The organism is Streptomyces sp. NPDC054872, from assembly GCF_053610705.1.
This window is the reverse complement of the sequence record NZ_JBSGYY010000013.1, coordinates 1-18,372: the sequence shown is the minus strand read 5'-3', so window position 1 is coordinate 18,372 and position 18,372 is coordinate 1. Positions and strand designations below refer to the sequence as shown.

Below are 18,372 nucleotides of genomic sequence, written 5' to 3'. Positions count from 1 at the left end.
GAAAGCATGGACGCTTCTTGGCGCGGCGGAGCCGCCGCCGTCGCAACACTGACCTTCGACGTGGACGCCGAGGCGCCGATCCTCGCGCACGGGGCGCACTACGCCGCTCACGCGTCGACCATGTCCCATCAGTCCTACGGACCCGATGTCGGTGTACCCAGAATCCTGGACATGCTCGACGAGACCGGCGTGCCCGCGACGTTCTTCGTGCCGGGGTGGGTGGCCGAACAGCGTCCAGGACTCGCCGCCTCCATCATCGACCGCGGTCACGAAGTCGCCCATCACTCCTACAGCCACCGTCCGCCCACGGAGATGACGGCCGCCGAGGAGCGCGAGGACTTCGAGCGTGCCATGGACGTGTTCGCCTCCCAGAACATCCCGATCGCCGGGCACCGCGCAGCGAACTGGGCCTCGACGTGGCTGACGCCGTCCCTGGTCGCCGAGTACGACCTGCTCTACGACTCCTCACTCATGGGGGACGACCGCCCCTACTCGCTGCAGACCGAAGCCGGGACCACGATCGTGGAACTCCCCGTGCACTGGTCTCTCGACGATTGGGAGCAGTACGCCTTCCTTCCGGCCCCGCACGTCGGTTCCGTCATCGAATCCCCACGCAAGGTGCTGGAGATGTGGACGGATGAGCTGGACGCCATGAGGCACTACGGATGCCTGTTCAATCTCACCAACCACCCGTTCCTCAGCGGCCGCCCCTCACGGGCCATGGCCTTGCGCAAGCTCATCGAGCACGCCCAGAACCAGGGCGACGTACGTTTCGTCACGTGCTCCGAGGTGGCGCTCGACGCACAAGCCGATGCGTCGCTGCCCCTGCGCACCCCGGCCCCGCTCACGCCGGCCAACTGATCGCAGAAGGCCCCCGGTTCGCCCGCTTCAGCAGTGGGAGCGGGCCGCCGTCACCACACGGCTCACACCGTCATCAATCAGGAGCCACGTCATGTCCCCTTTCAGTGCAGAGACCGGGCAGTTCCCCGTCCGTGTCTTCGGAGGTCCCACAGCCCGGTTCGAATACGGCGGACTGTCCTTTCTGACCGACCCCACGTTCGACGCACCCGGTGAATACCGTGTGCCGGGCGGCCTGGTCCTGACCAAGCTCGCCCCCTCCGACGGCGCTCCGGCCGATCTCGGCCGCATCGACGTACTGCTGCTCTCCCACGACCAGCACCCCGACAATCTCGATGACGCCGGCCGCGCCCTGCTCGCCGGTATCCCCCTCACCCTCACTACCCCCGCCGCCAGTCAACGTCTCGGTGGGAAAGCCCGAGGGCTGACCGACTGGGAATCCATCGAACTGCAACGGCCGGACGGCGGCACCATCACCGTGACAGGAGTGCCGTCCATCCACGGTCCGGGGCCACGTGAAGAGGTCGAGCCCCTCGCCGGCCCCGTCGTCGGCTTCATCCTGACCGGCGACGGACTGCCCACGATCTACGTCAGTGGCGACAACGCCTCGCTGGATGCGGTCAGGCAGATCGCCGCACGCTTCGCCCCGGTGGACACCGCCCTCCTCTTCGCGGGCGCACCCCGCTTTCCCGCTGTCTTCGCCGGCCAGTGCCTAGCCCTGGACAGCACCCGGGCCACGGAAGCCGCCAGAGTTCTCGGCGCCCGTCGCGTCGTACCCGTGCACTACGACAGCTGGGCGCATTACACGGAGGGCCGCGACTCCCTGCAGGCGGCATTCTTTGCCGCCGGGTTGTCCGACCGTCTGGACTGGGGACTCCGTGGTTGACCTTCACGGCAGGCATCGGACGCTGCGGGCGTGGACCTGCGGGCCCGCTCTGCACGCCACGGCTACCGGCGTTGCCAACCGCACACCCCGCCACGGGTTCCCCTACCGGAGACCACCGCATGAGTGAAATCGAGAACCTGGCCGCAGCACTGCGCGGCGGCGAAACGACGGCCCAAGCTCTGACCCGCCGATCCTTGGCGCGGATCGCGGATCGCAACAGCGAGGTCGGTGCCTTTGCCGTCGTCGACGAGGACGGGGCGGTGCAGGCTGCACGTCAGGCGGACCACGAACTCTCCGACGGTATCGACCGAGGGCCCCTCCACGGCATCCCGGTGGCCGTGAAGGACCTCATCGACGTCGCGGGACTGCCCGCCACCAGGGGATCGGCTCACTTCGCCGGCCACCAGGCCGCAGAAGACGCGGAGTGCGTACGGCGATTGCGGGCGGCCGGAGCGGTGATCATCGGTACTACTGTGACGCACGAATTCGCTTACGGCCCGACCGGCGACCGGAGTTGGCACGGTCCGGCCCGCAACCCGCACGACCCGAGCCGCATGTCAGGAGGTTCCAGCGGCGGCAGTGCGGCCGCCGTGGCCGCTCGCATGGTGCCCGTGGCGCTGGGCACGGACACGGGGGGCTCCGCGCGTATCCCGGCGGCGATGTGCGGCATCGCCGGGTACAAGCCGGCATTCGGGAGGGTGCCAACCGACGGGGTCTTTCCGCTCTCGCCCAGCCTCGATCACGTGGGCGTGCTGGGTGCGACTGCCCGTGATTGCCGGCTCGTCGTCGACGTTCTGGCCCCTCAGCACTCCGAACAACACAATCCTGACGGGGCCGTGACGCGAATCGGCTGGCTCGAGGGGGGGCCCGACGCTCCGGTGGCGTCGAAGGTGGCGGACCTGACCCGCGACGCTCTTTCTGAGCACGAGGTGAGTCGGGTTCAGCTTGATGATCTCGTCGGCATGCGGAATGCGTTCAGCGCCATCCAGAGCAGCGAGGCGTTCGCCATCCACGCCGACCGGGTCCGAGACCGACCAGATCTCTTCGATGCAGAAGTCCTCGATCGGTTGCGGAGCGCATCTGAGACAGCCGGTTGGCAGTATGTCCGGGCACAACTGGCCCGGGAAACAGCCCGAGGACGCATGGGCAGCCTCCTCGAACACTTCGATCTGCTGGCCTCGGCGACTGTCGGCGTCACGGCGCCGCTGCTCGGTCAGCGCGAAGTCACCGTCGATGGCGCGTCCCGCCCCGTACGCAGCACGCTCCTGGCCCTCACAAGTCCCTGGAACCTCACGGGCTTTCCGGCGCTCAGCGTTCCCGTCGGCCGCGTGGACGGACTGCCGGTAGGCGTACAACTCGTCTGCCCGCCCGGCCGGGAAGAACTGCTCTTCACCATTGCCGACAGCATTGCCTCTCCGAATCAGGGCACATGACGGAGAGCCCGAGAGGTCAGCGTTGGTGCCCCAAACCGCGACACCCAGATCAGCTGGCCTTACAGCCTCTCAGCTCGGCAGCGTATTTGCGCCACAGGGTGGTTTCACGATCACTTTCGCGTAGTCTTAACACGCGCTCAGATCGCGGCCACTGTCGCAAGTGGTGCAAGAATCTGTCGCGTTGCCACGACAAATGCCATCTCTCTCCCCCCGAGATGTTGATGTCGTGATCGGTCGGCCTCGCCAACGCTACGGCTGAGGCCGGCCAAAGCAGCATATTGCCGGTCAGCTCTTGACCGGCCATTCCAGTGGCATGGCGTTGAAGCCCTGGGCCAGTTCGACCGCGACGGGATTCTGGTCTCGGGGGATGAGAAAGACGTTGCAGATCGACGCGGATTGCCCCGTCCTCAGCTCCTTCTCAGGATTCGCCGTCGGACAGTTCGGCCACTTGACCTGACCCATGAGGACGATGAGGGACCGGGCCCGGTCGCCCTTATCCGTCCTGACCATCAGGTCGTCGTCCAAGTCACCGACCGCCATGCCCTTACCGCTCTTGTGGGCCAGTGTGACCGAGACGTACACGGGCACCTTGGAACGGTCACTCTCATCCACTTGCAGACCTGAGGCTTCCAGGTCGGCCTTGGTGCCGGTCCTCACCTTCTTGGGCGTGACCGTGAACGTACTGTCCTTGTACTTCTGCATGGTGTTCTTCTGCGGCGGGCTTTCCTGGCCGAGACTATAGGTCGTCTTACGGTCGGAAGCCTGGTCGCCTGTCGCCGCGGAATCCGAGTCGCTCCGGACCTCCTGGCCCGTTTCCGAGCCACCACAGCCGCTCAGAGTCACAGCAAGCATCAAGGCTCCCAGCGCCGGAACGGAACGTGTCCACCTACGCATGTCTCCCCACTTCCCCGTTGATTGCGCGTGTCGCCCGAACAGGCAGCCATGCAACATCATGGCAAGCCGCGCACTATTCGGGTGATCCTGCCAGACATGATCCGTTTATTGTATTGCGGATATCACCCTCGCTCACGAGCCCGACTTTCTCAATGGCGGTTTTACGCAAGCGGTGCTGAATCCGGCCTTTGGGTAGGTAGGCTCGGAATACCTACGCCGGTTTCGCCTCATATTGATCCGAAACGCTTTGAGTTCAGGTCCGTTGACCGTATGTGAGCGATCTAGTGGTGGACGCGCGGACCTGGTCGCCGGATGCGCAGGAGGCCGTGCGGTTTCTGGCGGTATCCGCGCTGGCGGACGGCCGGGACCGGGTGGAGGTTGCCGCCCTCTTCAGGGTGTCGGTCAAGGCGTGGACAACTGGTGGGCGAGGTGGCAGGCCGGCGGCCGGGACTCGCTGCTCTCCCGCCAGCGCGGCCGTCGCGTGGGTGAGCATCTGGTTCTGTCCGAGGCCGAACAGGCCGCCGTCCGGAATGCTGTCCTCGACCACACCCCATCTGAACCGGGTCTTTCCGGTCAGCTGTGGACGCGTGGGCAGATAGGGCAGTTGATCTTCAAGCTGTACGGGGTTCGGTTCACCGAGCCGGTGTGGGCAAGTACCTCAAGCGCCGGGGGCTGACGTTTCAGCGTCCGGACAAGCGGGCGGTCGCCAGGATGCGGAAGCGGTCCGTGTGTGGCATGAGGAGCCCTGGCCGGTGATCCGTGCCAAGTCGAAGGCCGAGGGCGGCGAGGTCCTCTTTGCCGACCAGGTCGGCACCCGATCCGACCAGGTCACCGGCCGCACCTGGGGTGCCAAGGGGCGGGCCCCGACCGTCCGCCGCACCGGAACCCGGTTCTCCGTGAACGCGATGTTCGCGATCAGCACCCGCGGCCGGATGCACTTCATGGTCTTCGCCGAGTCGTTCGACGCGAAGGTCATGTGCCGTTTCCTCACTCGGATCGTCGGGCACTTCGACCGGAAGGTCCACCTGGTCGTCGACCGGCACTCGGCCCACCGCTCGAAGGCCGTCCGGGCATGGCTCGCCGACCACGACGACGAGATCGAGCTGCATTTCCTGCCCTCGTACTCACCCGAGCTGAACCCGGACGAGCTGGTCCACGCCGACCTCAAACGCAGCCTGCCCCACACCCACCGGGCCAGGAACCAGGCCGAACTCGCCGCCGAAACACGCAGGTTCGTCCGCCGCCGACGACACCAGCCTCACATCGTCCGCGGCAACTTCGGCGGCCCCTACGTCCGCTACACCCTCGACTGCTAGTGGCCAGTCGAAATCCCCCATGCGCGGCCACTTACCGGTAGTTCAAAATCCGGCGGTAGAGGTCAATGCCGTGTCCGGTGGTGACTGCGTCGATCAGGGCCTGGAGTTCGGAGGGCGGGTCCTTGTCCGTCCCGGCTCGCCACCAATGGTTGAGGGCGATGGCGGGGGCGAGCCAGGAACGGATCGCCCGTAAGGCCCTGGGCCAGCAGGGCTGTTGGTGCTGGTGGGGCGGGTGCGGGCTCCCTCTCTGGCCCCTGGCTGGGACACGGGTCCGGCGCGTTGGAATCCACCGGGCCGGGTGGGGCGAACCATTGGTCCCAGCAGAAGGAGAAGGCGCAGTTGACCAGAATCTGGTGGCGGCGGATGGCACGGTCGGAGCGGACTTGGAAGTCGGCCCAGCCAAGTTCGTCCTGGAGTTGATCCCAGACACCGGCGTCATTCCAGGCTGCCAGGCGCCGCCAGCAGGTCGTTCCCGAGCCGAACCCCAACTCTGGGGACTGTACTCCCACTGGATGCCGGTGTGCAGCTCGAACAAGATGCCGCACAGAGCCTGCCGATCGGGCACCCGAGGTCTGCCCTGTGCCAGCTTCAGTCCAGGCTCGGGCAGCAACGGCTCGATGAGCGACCACAGTTCATCCGACACAATCCACGGCCGCGACTGACGCTTCGCCACAACCAGACCAACCAGCCGACACACGAAGAGTCACATGATCAACCGCTTTTGTTAGAACCAGTACGCCCGCGTCGGCACTGGTGGGCGGCTAGCGGGATATCGGCGGTGGACCGGTCCAAAGTCTTCCCACAGATAACACCCCAAAACCTGCGGTAGCTTGAACCGTCACCTACGGTGACGTTCTCAGCCGCTGCGTGGAGCGGCCCTGTTATCTGTGCCAAGGGGGAGGTGGTGCCGCGCGGGGTGCCGGCCACGACCTTCCCGCCCGGCCCCGCCGCTTGGCAGGTTGCGCCCCCTGGCGTCTGAAGCACTTCGGGTTCGGCAGGGCGTACGCTGACGGCACGGGCACGACGAACCGCATGCCGTCCACCGAGGCGACCAAGCCGCAGCTCCACACCCTGCGCGAGCGGGATCGACGCCTGGCAGTCGACCAGGGTGGCGTTCGCCGCCCGGTACGTCGCCAGTCGCAGATACGTCTGGTTGACTGGGGCAGGCACCCGTACTTCCGGGCGTCCGCAGCTCCGATGACGGGGGTGTAGCCGACGTTGCAGCTGGGGGCGACCAGCAGCGTGGCGATCGTCACATGCAGGTCCTTCAGCCTCGCCTCACTGCCGGTGACGGAGGTGAATGCCTGGTCGGCGCCGGTCCACGAGGACACCTCCGGCAGGTCGACCCGGGGCAACATCGCCTCCACTGCCACCCCCAGCTGGCGCCGGGAGGCGGTTTCGGGCTCCGGCTCCAGGACGGCGAAGTGCAGGCGGCCGTCGTCGTCGAACACAATCTGGGAGTTCGCCGGCACCCGTGCGGGACCTCACGGTGGGCACCGTCCAACAACGCGGCCCGAGCCGCCAGGTGCTCGCCCGCAGTTATGTCACGCTGAGCCTGATCAGGTCGTGCCACGGTTCGGCCTGGAAGTCAAAGCAGCATTTTTGACTCCGGCGTAATTACGCCACTCACCTATGTATCCAATCGTGCCGTCCGTCTGTTCTCGTTATTGTCTAGAGGCCGCGGCAGGCCCGTTGCCGTGGGGGCTCGGGTCATGCGGGTGGTCCCGAAGCTGTCGGCGGCTTCGGGACCGACCTGGCCTCACCCCGGCAACAGACAAGTTCCACTGCCGAATTTGGGGTTAGTACGCTCAACAGTCCCCGTACCCGAGGGCGATCTGCGCCTCGGCTCTCGATCGTCTGCTGCTGTTCGCGGTTCTCCCGCCGTAGCCGCTGGAGCACTCGCGTTCGGCACGGCCCAATTCGCCGGGAGTGCCCTTGCCCCGGTCCGTCTTCGCCTTGCGGTACCAGCCGCGCAGGGACTAGGAGCTGATGCCGAGTTCCCGGGCGATGGCCGTGACCGTCTTGCCCGAGGAATCGACGAGCACAATCGCGTCCCGCTTGAACTCTTCGGTGTACCGCTTCGTGTACTTTGCGCCCCACCTGGTGCTACTTCCGCTGGAACTCAGGTCCCAGTCTCCGGGTGTCCACGAACAAGGGGAAGGTTCAGAGTGCCGTCTGCGGCTGTCCAAGAGCAGTGCTGGATCCGCTTGGGGTGCCCTGGCGGTGCCGTAGAGGCGGGTTTCGGTGACGGTTTCGGTGTCCGGGGTGTTCCAGGTGTCGGGCTGCCCGACGACGAACTCTCCGCCGTGCCGGGGAGGTGGGTCCTGGGTGTGCGGGAGCCGTGGCGTGACAGCTCTGCGCAGACACAGTCGGACCGCATCCTGGCCAGCACCTGGACCGGCAGGTCAGCCAGGAGGAAGCCGAGGCGGGGTGGGTCGTATCCGGCGTTCGCGGTTCGACGAGGATGTAGGGGTCGCCCGCCTGCCACTGCTGTTGCTGCGATGAGTCGCTGGAGCAGATCGGGCAGTTGCCGGGCCGTGACGGTCGCGGTGTCCTCGCCGGGTGCCAGCGCAGTGCGTCCGGCGGCGCGGTCCATGAGCTGCGTCCCGGCTCGAGCGCGCTGATGATCGAGTAGGGCCAGCCGGGGACGGGGATGTGGTGGTCCTTTCCCCGGCCGTAGGTGTAACACAGGATTCGCTCGGGTGAGGGTGGGCGTCGGGCCGCAGCCAGCACGTGACATCGATCGCCAGGACCATCCGGCCGTCGCTGGCCCGCAGAAGGGGCACTTCGGCCAGCGCCCGCCGCAGCCTGGGGCCATCCGAGGCGCCCGCGGGCCATGGCTGCGTAGAGCCCTCCCCAGCTGCGGCAGTGTTCACCCACCAGCGACAGTTCGGCCAGCGACCTCACCGGCTCATCGCCGCGCAGAACAGCATCAGCCAGCTCGAACAGGGCATCCGAACGGGCGGTCAGGCATAGAACTCGCCCCGGAAGCATGACAGTTGTGCCAACGGTTCTCACCGGGCGTCGTGATGCAGGCAAACTCATTCTCACGGCCTTCGCCTGAATGTGTGTGCTCCTTGGTCGGAGAACATGTGCAGACGAAGGCCGCCTTAGTGTCCGGAAGTTACCGAACCAGGTGATCAAGTTCGACGGACCATTTGACGCCACAGGTTAAATATCAAGTTAGAGCATGGTGCGCTTAGATGGGTGTCACGTCTTCAGGTATCCGCCCTTGAAGCCGCTGTAATCGGCCCAAACGCGATGGCGGCCTGTGTCTTCGATGCCCGTCCACCACTCGAAAGTCCAGATCGTCTCGGAGTGTGCGTTGTCTGCAGGTTCCGACGAGATCCATTCATCGACCACACCGTGATCCAGATCGGTGCCCGCAATATAATTCGTGTGCCATGCGGAGCCGGGGTAGACCTTCGTGGTGTTCGTCCCACTGGTCTGGTATGAGGTCTTCACCGTGACCTTTGTGGCCTGAAGGCCAAGATAGCTCACCGTGACCCAGTGCGTTGCCCACCTGTCTGTGGCCCGTGCGGGCGTGGAGCCGGAGTCACCGCCGCGCTTGATGACGACGTCACCGTCAGCCATTACAGTCCGGGCGGCCCCCTCGCCCTCGACCGCGTCGGCGAATACGTCGAAATACTTCCGATCGTTTATGTACCCGAGGTACTTTTCCTGGTTCTCGGCGGAGAGTGCCTTGAACTTGTTAGAGAATTCAGTGGCTTCAGTGTCGCCGGCGGCTGCCTTGGCCTCGAGCCAGACAACATACGCCTGCGGCGAAGCACTGGCGGCCGGAGCGGCCGGGCTGCTGTCCGCGGCGGCGGCACTCGGAAGTCCCGCCAGTACAGTGAGGCCAAGGGCCGCCGTCAGCAGCCCGACCATTCCTCTTCGGTACGAAAACATTTCATCCCCACTCACTATGATTCCGTTTGATTCCGGTGCATTTCTGACTGGCGATGCTTTTCAGGCAATCCCCGCAGCGCCGGGCATCGAAACCTGCCACACCAAGTGGGCACCCGCAAGCATCTGGCGTATTCACGCCACTCAGTAAGGCGAGACTCGGTGACGCGATGTTCGCGTCTATAATGCACACCTCTTTCCATTTCCAAGCAAAACCCATATGTGCCGTATGTGGATTGGGGGTGAGGGCCGCGCATGAGACGCGGAAATGCATTGTCCGCAGGTCGCGAGATTGGCGCCGATGCCGCGGATGAGGAAAACGAAGCGCCACCCCGGCCCGTCTGATTTCATGTGGCCTTATGGTTCACCCTTGCCCTCGTGGCACTGGGCTGTCGGCGACACCTGGGTGCTTGCTCCGGCGACCGTGCCGCACCCGTCCGAGACCCGGGCCGCCAATTGGCTCGTGAGCGCCCTCGTGTTCGAGGGCGCCGTAACGACAGACTCTGTGGGTTGCGGAAAGGCAGTGAAGACGGTGATTCCCTCAGCCGCATCCTGCTGATTCTGTTCAGCTCATGACGCGGTTCGAACTGGAAACCCTGGACAGCGCTTTTGTCTGCAGCGTAATTACGCCACGCACCAAGAGGTCCGATCATGCCATCCGTCTGTTCTCATTGCTGTCGAGAGGCTGCGGCAGTGACTGCGGGGCCCTCTCTGGCCCGTGCCGTGGGGGACCGGGCCATGCGGGTGGTCCCGAGGCTGTCGTCGGCTTCGGGACCGACCCATCTCGCCCCCGGCAACAGACAAGTTCCACTGCCGACATTCCGACAAGGACGTCGTGCCACTGGGTTGGTCAGGACGTCTTAGTGACGATCCCGGCGGATTTGAACGTGTCAGTGTCGGGCGGTAGACGTCGACCAACCGTCCGCACTGGTGTTCCACTTGACGGCGTCGATGGTTATGAGGCCGCCGCCGTCCAGACGGGTGCAGATGCCGGTGGCCTTGCAGTGGCCACCATTGCTGTTGCTGCAGCGGGCCATCGCGCCGTTGTCATAGTTGATCTGCTACGTGCAGCCCGTCGGCCGGCCGGTGGCTCCGGTCGGGGCTGCGGATGCTGCACCCTGGAAACCGAGGGTGCATACGGCTGGTACGCCGCCGGCAAGGAGAATCGAGCGCTTCCTCATTCGCGTAGATCCACTCGACCTGAGCCGCACAAACAAGCCGACATCACTGTCCGGACGACAGGATTTGAACCTCCACCCCCTTGACCCGAAGCTGCCCGCTGCGCAACGGCCGCAGCAGTGGGTGCCCTTCCCGGCACCCGATCACCTCATAGTTGTGTGTGCGCCTACATGTCACAGATCTGTCGCCAGTTTCTCGCGGTCGCCCTCGGGCAGTGTCGCGCGCCACTGGTGGGCGTAGGTGCCGTCGCGGGAAAGGAGTTCCGCGTGCGTGCCCTCTTCCGCCACCGTGCCGTTTGCCAGGACCACGATGTGGTCGGCTCGGGACGCCGTCGTGAGGCGGTGGGCGACGATCAGAGAGGTGCGGTTCTCCGTAAGGCGGGCCACCGCTGCCGAGACTGTCGCCTCCGTCGCGGGGTCCAGGGCCGAGGTCGCCTCGTCCAGGAGCAGGATGTCCGGGTCGACCAGCTGGGTTCGGGCCAAGGCTATGAGTTGGCTCTGGCCGGCGGAGAGGTTGCGGCCGCCCTCGCCTACCGGGTGTCCGTAGCCGCCGGGCAGACGGGAGAGCAGGTCGTGGGCGCCGACCGCGCGGGACGCCGTCTCCACCTCGGCCTCGGTCGCGCCGGGACGGCCGTAGGCGATGGCGTCGTGGACCGTGCCGCCCGACAGGTGCGTCTCCTGTGGCACGACACCGAGGCGCCGTCGGTAGTCCACGAGTTCGAGCGTGCGCAGGTCGTGGCCGTCCACGCGAACGGTGCCTGCGGTGACGTCGTAGAACCGGCCGACCAGCTTCACCAGGGTCGACTTGCCCGCGCCGGTCTCGCCGACGATGGCCACCGTGCGGCCCGCCGGGACGCTCAGGTGCACCCCGGCCACCGCGTCGTGGGTCGCGCCAGGGTAACGGAAGCGGACGTCCTCGAACTCGATCATCCCCTTCAAGTGGTCGACCGGCAGTGGGTTTTCGGCCCTGGGGGTGCCCGTCGGGGTGCCGAAGAGGTCCAGGATGCGGCTGAGACCCACGGATGCCTGCTGGTATCCGTCGAAGACCTGGGAGAGCTGGAGGACCGAGGAGAACAGGACGTCCACATAGAGGAGAAACACCACGAGCAAACCCATGGTCAGGCCGCCGTCCCGGGCCCGGTCCGCGCCGAGGGCCAGGACACACGCGGCGGCCGCGCCAGGCAGGAGCTCCACGAAGCCGAAGTAGCCCGCCGCGTACCGCTGAGCGCGCAGCCGGGCCGCGCGGTAAGCGGCACTCTTGCCCGCGAACCGTTCGGCGCCGCGCCCGGTCTGCCGGAACGCTTGGGCGATGCGCAGCCCCGCGACGTGCTCCTGCAACTCCGCGTTGACCGCGCCGGACGTGTCGCGGGCGGCGCCGTACGCCCCCGCGGCCGTCCACCGAAACAGCGCCGTCGCGACGGCCAGGACCGGCAGCCCCGCGCACACCACCAGGCCGAGCCTCCAGTCCAGGACGAGCAGCACGGTGAGCACGGTGAGCGTAGAGATCAGGCTGACGGCCGCCGTGGCGAAGCCGGTCTGGGCGAACGCCGCGACCGACTCCACGTCCGCGGTCATCCGGGTCATGATCCGGCCAGACAGCTCGCGCTCGTAGTACGCGAGGTCGAGGCGCTGCAGATGGGCGAATCCGCGCAGGCGCAGCACATAGCGCAGCCGCTCCCCCAGAAGGCCATTCGTCCGGATCTGGACCATACTGACCGCCCAGCCGATGAGCACGATGGCGACCGCGGCCGCCGAGGTGGCCAACACCACGTTGGACGCGGCCTGTTGAATGCCGTCGTCGATGCCCGTGCGAATGAGCAGCGGTACGAACACGCTCACCAGGGCTTCGAGTAGGACGAACACCGCGCTCAGGACGAGCGCGCGGCGGAAGGGCCGCAACAGTGCGCCCAGGCCGAAGCCGGGTTCCGCTTCGGGGGCGGGAGCGGTGGCGGTGGGGGTGAGGGTGGCGAGTTCGAGCGGGGCCGGGGTGTCCACCGCCAGGGCCGCCCGTGGAACGAGGGCGGGGTCCGCGTCGGGTGAGTACGACTCCTCGTACGGGGAGGAGGCCTGGTCTGCCGCGTCATGGGATCCGTCGTTCGGGTCGGCCGTGGTGGACGCGAACAGGTTCCGGTAGGCCGCCGAGCGCGCCATCAATTCATCGTGTGTGCCGGTCTCGGTGACCTGGCCGTCCGCGAGGAGCGCGATGCGGTCGGCGAGCCAGAGCGTGGAGCGGCGGCGGGCGACGAGCAGGGTGGTCCGGCCGCGCATGACCTCGCGGAGCGTGCCGTGGATCGCCTCCTCGGTGCGGGGGTCGACGGCCGAGGTGGCATCGTCGAGGAGGAGGATGCGGGGGTTGGTGATCAGGGCACGGGCCAGGGCGACGCGCTGGCGCTGACCGCCGGAGAGGGTGAAGCCGCGTTCGCCGACGGTGGTGTCGTAGCTTTGGGGCAGCCCACGGATGAAACCGTCGGCGCCGGCCGCCGCGGCAGCCGCCGTGATCTGGGCGTCCGTGGCGCCGGGGCGGCCGTAGGCGATGTTCTCGCGCACGGTCCCGGAGAACAGGAAGCTGTGCTCCGGGACCAGTCCGATGGCGGACCGCAGCGAGTCGAGGGTCAGGTCGCGCACGTCGGTGTCCCCCACGCGTACGGATCCGCCTCGCACGTCGTAGAACCGGGGCAGCAGCAGCGAGACCGTGGATTTGCCGGTACCCGGCACCCCGACCAGGGCGAGGGTCTCGCCCGGCCGAACGGTGAGGGTGAGGCCGTTCAGGACGGGGCGGGGGTACGGGTGGGGCGTGCCGTGTCCGTCGTACCGGTGGTCTTGGTGCGGCGTCTCGTGTCCTTCGTAGCCGAACGTCACGTCGTTCAGCTCGATGCTGAGGGGGCCCGGCGGCAGGCGGCGCGCGCCGGGGCGGTCCGTGACACCGGGGCGGATGTCGATCAGCTCGAAGACCCGAACGACGCTGGCCCGCGCCTGGTGGAGGCTCGTGACCACGGTGGCGAGGCCGCGCAGGGGCGAGACGATCTGGGCCACATACGTCGAGAACGCGACGAACGTGCCGAGGGAGATGTCGCCACGCGAGGCCATCCAGCCGCCGGTGGCGAGGATGCCGACCTGGCCGAGGAGCGGCAGAGTCTGCAGGGTCGAGCCGTACAGCGCGTTGAGGCGTACGACGCGCTGGCGCGCGGTGAACAGGGCGTTCGCGACGCCACTGAGCCTGCGCAGCTCGCGGTCCTCCTGTCCGAAGCCCTTGACCACGCGGACGCCGACGACCGCGTTGTCAACGGCCGAGGCGACGGCGGCCTCGCGCTGCCTCGCCTCCAGGGTGGCCGGGTACAGGCGTCGGCTGCTGTGCCGGGCTGTGTAGAGCAGAGGCGGTAGGACGAGCAGCATGACCAGAGAGAGCAGCGGCGACAGCGTCAGCATGACGGCGAGGGACACGATGAGGAGCAGGACGCTGCCGAGAATGGTGGGCAGCATCGCGAGGAGCCCCTGTGCCATCCCCAGGTCGAAAATCGACCGGCTGATGACCTGGCCCGTCTGTAGGGAGTCCTGGCCCACGCCGTCCAGACGGGAGAGCGCGGTGAACGTACGCACCCGCAGGTCGTGCTGGACGTCGCAGGACAGCCGCGCCGCGAGACACCGCTGAGCGGCTCCGGCACCGAAGCGCGCGAGACCGGCCAGCAACAGAACCGTCAGGCAGGCCAGCAGGGGGAGTTCGTCCGCGAGGATCACCCGGTCGACGATGGCCCGGGAGATCAGCGGCACGGCCGCCGCGGCCGCGATGGCGGCCACGGTGGCGGCGAGAGTGAGGGCGACGGTGAGGGGATAGCGGCGGCAGCAGTGGAGGAGGCGACGTATCGGCCTGCCAGGGGCAGCGGACGTGCTGGGCGCGTCGCCGCGGCGCGGCTTGTGCCGTCGAGTGGAGGGCGTCACCGGCTCGCTCCGTTCTCAGTCCCGCTCTCGTTCCCGGTCGACGGCCGGGCGTCGTCGACGAGTTCATTGAGCCTCGCCGCCACCGTGCCGGAGATCTGCTTGAGCGGGCCCGACGTGACCATGTCGAGATGCGTGCAGTCCACGGAGTGGTCGGTGATGTGTCCCTCCACGTACGGGCCCCAGAGGGCCAGAGCGTCGAGCCCGTCGGAGCGGCCCCGGGCCGCCGTGAAGAACTCCATGTCGCCGCGGAAGGTCGCGGGCCGGTATCGGGCGGAGACACGCATGCCGTTGGCGCAGACGGCCGCGACCCGGGCGAGCGTCTTCTCGTCGAGGCCGGCGAGCGCGCCTCCCTGGCGGCGCAGCAGCTCCGCGGCCTTAGTGAGCGGGGGCACCATGTCGTCGCGCAGGTCGTCGTCGACGCCCATGTCGTGCAGGAGGCCCCGCAGGATGCTCACCTCGTCCAGCCCGTCCCACTCGTCCGCATCGGCGGGACCGTCCGCCTCGTTCACCCTCGGGGGTTCATCCGGCCCCTCCGCCATGTCGGAGCGCGGATAGCCGTCGAGCAGACCCAGGTACGCCACGTTCTCGCCCTGGTCCTGGAGCGCCGTCGCGACGGCGTACGCGGCGAGCGCCCCGAAGGACCAGCCGAGGAGGTGGTACGGCCCCTCGGGCTGGACCTTGCGGATTTGCTCCGCGTAGTCCGCGGCCATCTCCTCCAGGGAGACCGGCAACCGCTGTTCCTCGGCGATGCCGCGCGCCTGGAGTCCGTACACCGGCTGGTCGGGACCGAGGTGCTGGAGCATGCCTACGTAGGCCCAGCTCAGGCCGCTAGCGGGGTGGACGCAGAACAGCGGCGGTCGGCTGCCGTCGGCACGCATCGGCATCAGCACCGCCAAGCCGTCGCCCATGTCGTCGCCGTCGAACCGCTGGACGAGCCGCGCGACCGTGGGCGCCTCGAACAGCGCGCGGAGCGACACCCGCACGCCGAACACCGTTCTGATGCGGGTGAGCAGCCGGATGGCAAGCAGCGAGTGGCCCCCGAGATCGAAGAAGCTGTCGTCGATCCCGACCCCGGTCACGCCGAGCACCTCGGCGAACAGGCCGCACAGGGCCTCTTCCTGGGGGTTGCGCGGGGCGCGCCCCGCGCCGCCCCGCAGCTCGACGGCGGGCAGAGCCCGCCGGTCGAGCTTTCCGTTCGGGGTGAGCGGGAAGGTATCCAAGGCCACCAGAGCCGTGGGCACCATGAAGTCCGGCAGCGCCGAGGCGAGGCGGCCCCGCAGCTCGTCGAGGTCGAGCGGGTTGCCGTCGGCGGGCACGACGTACGCGACGAGACGCCGGTCGCCAGGTCGGTCCTCGCGGACCACCGCGGCGGCGCGGGCGACCTGCCACTGGGCCATCAGCACCGCCTCGACTTCGCCGAGTTCGACGCGGAAGCCGCGTAGCTTGACCTGTTCGTCGACGCGCCCCAGGAACTCCAGGTCGCCCTCGCGGCGCCGACGCATGAGGTCGCCGGTGCGGTACATGCGGGCGCCCGGAGGTCCGAACGGGTCGGCCACGAACCGCTCGGACGTCAGGCCGGGGCGGCCCGCGTATCCGCGCGCCAGCTGGTCCCCAGTGAGGTAAAGCTCGCCGGGGACGCCCACGGGCACCGGCCTCAGCCGGTCGTCGAGGATATACGCGTGAACGTTGCGCACGGGCCGCCCCACCGGCAGATACGCGTCGTCGCGGCCGTCGGAGCCCAGGGCGCTGAGCCGTGCCTCGTAGTGGGTGACCTGGACGGTGGACTCTGTGGGCCCGTACAGGTTGACGCACGGTACGTGCCAGGTCTCCTGGGCGAGTTCCGCCAGGGAGGCGGGCAGCGGTTCACCGCCCACGAAGAGCCGTCGCAGCACGGTCGTTGCGCCCGCCGCGACGGCAGCGGCGCATAGTTCGGACAATAGGGAGGGCACGACCTGGACGACGGTGATGCCGTTGTCACTGATGTGGTCGGCCAACTGGTGAGCATCCGTAGCTACGTCGTCGGACACGACGTGCGCGGCGGCCCCGGTCACGAGCGGCAGCCAGGTCTCCCACACGGCCGCGTCGAAGCTGAACGCGGTCCGCACGAGCACACGGTCCGTGCCGTCCAGCGGGTACTCCCCGGCCATCCAGCGCAGATGACCGGCGACGGCCGCGTGAGTGACTGTGACGCCCTTCGGCTGACCCGTCGAACCCGAGGTGTAGATGACGTACGCGGGGTGGGCGGGCCGGAGGGGACGGGGCCGGTGGGCGTCCGTCACCTCCGTCTCCGGCTCGTGGGCGAGCGCCGCGGCCAGGTCCTCCAGCACCAGCGCGGCGCGCGGCACGCGGTCCCGCTCCGCCTCGACGGTCAGGACCACCGCGGGCCGGGCGTCCGTCAGCATGTGGGCGATGCGCTCGGCCGGGTACCGCGGGTCGACGGGCAGGTAGGCTGCCCCCGACTTCAGGACCGCCAGCATCGCCACGAGGGCGTCCGCTGAGCGCGGCAGCACCAGGGCCACCGTGTCCTCGGGCCCCGCGCCCCGCCCGATGAGGTACCGGGCCAGGCGGTTGGCCCGCGCGTTCAGCTGCGCGTAGCTGAGGTCAACTCCCTTGAAATGTACGGCGGTTGTGTCGGGTGTTCGGGCGGCCTGCTCCTCGAAGAGGTCGACGAGTGTCCGTTCGACGACGTCCTCGCGGGCACCTTGCCAGCCGGTCAGCAGGTCCTTGTACTCCTGCGGGGACAGGATCTCCAGATCACCGACCGGCCGGTCGGGCTCGGCGATCGCGGCCGACAGCAGACGCCCGAAGCGCTCGGCGATCCCCTCGACCGTCGCCCGGTCGAACAGGTCGACCGCGAACTCGAAGGCGCCGTTGAGCCCAGCCGCCCCGCCGTCCGCGTCCTGCGTCTCGTGCATGCTCAGCGACAGGTCGAACTTCGCCGTCTCGGCGGGCGTGCCCTCCTGCTCCAGCGTGAGGTCGGACAGCCGCATGTCGGCCCGGGCGTTGTTCTGGAGGGTCAGCATGACCTGGAACAGCGGGTGCCGCGAGGTCGACCGGGTGGGATTGACGACCTCGACGAGGTGCTCGAAGGGCACGTCCTGGTGCGCATAGGCCGCCAGGTCCGTCTCGCGGACCCGTTCCACCAGCTCGCGGAAGGTGGGGTCGCCGGACAGGTCGGTGCGCAGCACGAGCGTGTTGATGAAGAAGCCGACCAGGTCGTCGAGCGCCTCGTCCGTACGGCCCGCCACCGGGGATCCGATGGGGATGTCCGTGCCCGCACCGAGCCGCGAGAGCAGCGCGGCGAACGCCGCCTGCACCACCATGAACACACTCGCACCCGACTCCCGGGCCAGCCCCACGAGCCGCCCGTGCAGCTCCGCGTCGAGGGCGAACTCTACGAGGTCACCCCGGAACGTGGACGCCGTGGGTCTGCTCCGGTCGGTGGGCAGATGCAACTGTTCCGGTAGATCGCCCAGTTGGGTTCTCCAGTAGGCGAGCTGTCGGCTCAGCAGGCTCTCGGGGTCGGACTCGTCGCCCAGCAGCTCCCGCTGCCACAGCGCATAGTCGGCGTACTGCACCGGCAGCGGCGCCCACTGTGGGGCACTGCCAGCCGTCCGCGCCCCATATGCCTCGGTCAGATCGCGCGCCAGCGGCGCCAGGGACCAGCCGTCGCCCGCGATGTGATGCAGCACCACGACGAGGACGTGGGCGCCGCCCACTGCGAACAGACAGGCACTAAGCGGAGGTTCGGACGTCAGGTCGAAACCGCGCGACGTCTCGGTGGCCACCGCCTCGGCCAGCTCCGCCTCGGGCACCGGCACGGCCATCAGCGACGGGCATGCGTCGTCGGCGTCCAGGAGGTGCTGGAACGGGGTGCCGTCGGTGCCCTCGGGGAAAACGGTGCGCAGACTCTCGTGGCGGGCGATCACGTCACGCAGTGCGGCCGCGAGCGCAACACGGTCCAG

The 18,372-nt window shown here is 68.0% G+C and carries 9 protein-coding genes and 4 pseudogenes; 4 read left to right on the top strand and 9 right to left on the bottom strand.

Going from position 1 to position 18,372, the window contains the following annotated elements; all coding sequences use genetic code 11:
• Positions 1-6: 6 nt before the first annotated feature.
• From ACWGIH_RS17655 to ACWGIH_RS17645, 3 genes are all read left to right on the top strand, one after another.
• A complete protein-coding gene (locus tag ACWGIH_RS17655; protein WP_453445244.1) occupies positions 7-861 on the top strand; it encodes a polysaccharide deacetylase family protein in 855 nt (284 codons plus the stop codon).
• A gap of 91 nt (positions 862-952) precedes the next feature.
• Positions 953-1,744 carry an MBL fold metallo-hydrolase gene (locus tag ACWGIH_RS17650; protein WP_453445242.1) on the top strand — a complete coding sequence of 264 codons (792 nt, stop codon included), beginning with the start codon at positions 953-955 and terminating at the stop codon, positions 1,742-1,744.
• Between the two features lie 119 nt (positions 1,745-1,863).
• The gene (locus ACWGIH_RS17645) at positions 1,864-3,177 is read left to right on the top strand and encodes an amidase (RefSeq protein ID WP_453445240.1); all 1,314 of its coding nucleotides are present in this window, start codon (positions 1,864-1,866) and stop codon (positions 3,175-3,177) included.
• 285 nt (positions 3,178-3,462) lie between these two features.
• Here ACWGIH_RS17645 and ACWGIH_RS17640 read toward each other — a convergent pair whose 3' ends face one another.
• Positions 3,463-4,071: a hypothetical protein gene (locus tag ACWGIH_RS17640; RefSeq protein ID WP_453691664.1), complete on the bottom strand. Its 609-nt coding sequence runs from the start codon at positions 4,069-4,071 to the stop codon at positions 3,463-3,465.
• A 752-nt stretch (positions 4,072-4,823) separates the two neighbouring features.
• On the opposite strand from ACWGIH_RS17640, the gene ACWGIH_RS17635 reads away from it, so the two are divergent.
• On the top strand, positions 4,824-5,387 hold the full coding sequence (locus ACWGIH_RS17635) for an IS630 family transposase (protein WP_453445236.1): 564 nt from the start codon (positions 4,824-4,826) through the stop codon (positions 5,385-5,387).
• A 62-nt stretch (positions 5,388-5,449) separates the two neighbouring features.
• On the opposite strand, the pseudogene ACWGIH_RS17630 reads toward ACWGIH_RS17635, so the two are convergent.
• The 8 genes and pseudogenes from ACWGIH_RS17630 to ACWGIH_RS17595 all read right to left on the bottom strand — a co-directional run.
• A pseudogene (locus ACWGIH_RS17630) lies at positions 5,450-5,812 on the bottom strand (IS701 family transposase); the annotation flags it as partial.
• Positions 5,789-6,060 (bottom strand): annotated as a pseudogene (locus ACWGIH_RS17625) (transposase); the annotation flags it as partial. The pseudogenes ACWGIH_RS17625 and ACWGIH_RS17630, both read right to left, overlap by 24 nt.
• A 208-nt stretch (positions 6,061-6,268) precedes the next feature.
• The gene (locus ACWGIH_RS17620) at positions 6,269-6,745 is read right to left on the bottom strand and encodes a Tn3 family transposase (protein ID WP_453445443.1); all 477 of its coding nucleotides are present in this window, start codon (positions 6,743-6,745) and stop codon (positions 6,269-6,271) included.
• Positions 6,746-7,372: 627 nt separating this feature from the next.
• Positions 7,373-7,513 (bottom strand): annotated as a pseudogene (locus tag ACWGIH_RS17615) (transposase); the annotation flags it as partial.
• A gap of 17 nt (positions 7,514-7,530) precedes the next feature.
• Positions 7,531-8,395, bottom strand: a pseudogene (locus tag ACWGIH_RS17610) (transposase); the annotation flags it as partial.
• A 202-nt stretch (positions 8,396-8,597) separates the two neighbouring features.
• A complete protein-coding gene (locus ACWGIH_RS17605; RefSeq protein ID WP_453445234.1) occupies positions 8,598-9,275 on the bottom strand; it encodes a hypothetical protein in 678 nt (225 codons plus the stop codon).
• Positions 9,276-10,645: 1,370 nt separating this feature from the next.
• Positions 10,646-14,407 (bottom strand): ABC transporter ATP-binding protein, encoded by a 3,762-nt coding sequence (locus tag ACWGIH_RS17600; RefSeq protein WP_453445232.1) that lies wholly within the window; start codon positions 14,405-14,407, stop codon positions 10,646-10,648.
• The coding region (locus ACWGIH_RS17595; RefSeq protein WP_453691662.1) for a non-ribosomal peptide synthetase at positions 14,404-18,372 on the bottom strand (3,969 nt) is incomplete at its 5' end. The genes ACWGIH_RS17595 and ACWGIH_RS17600, both read right to left, overlap by 4 nt.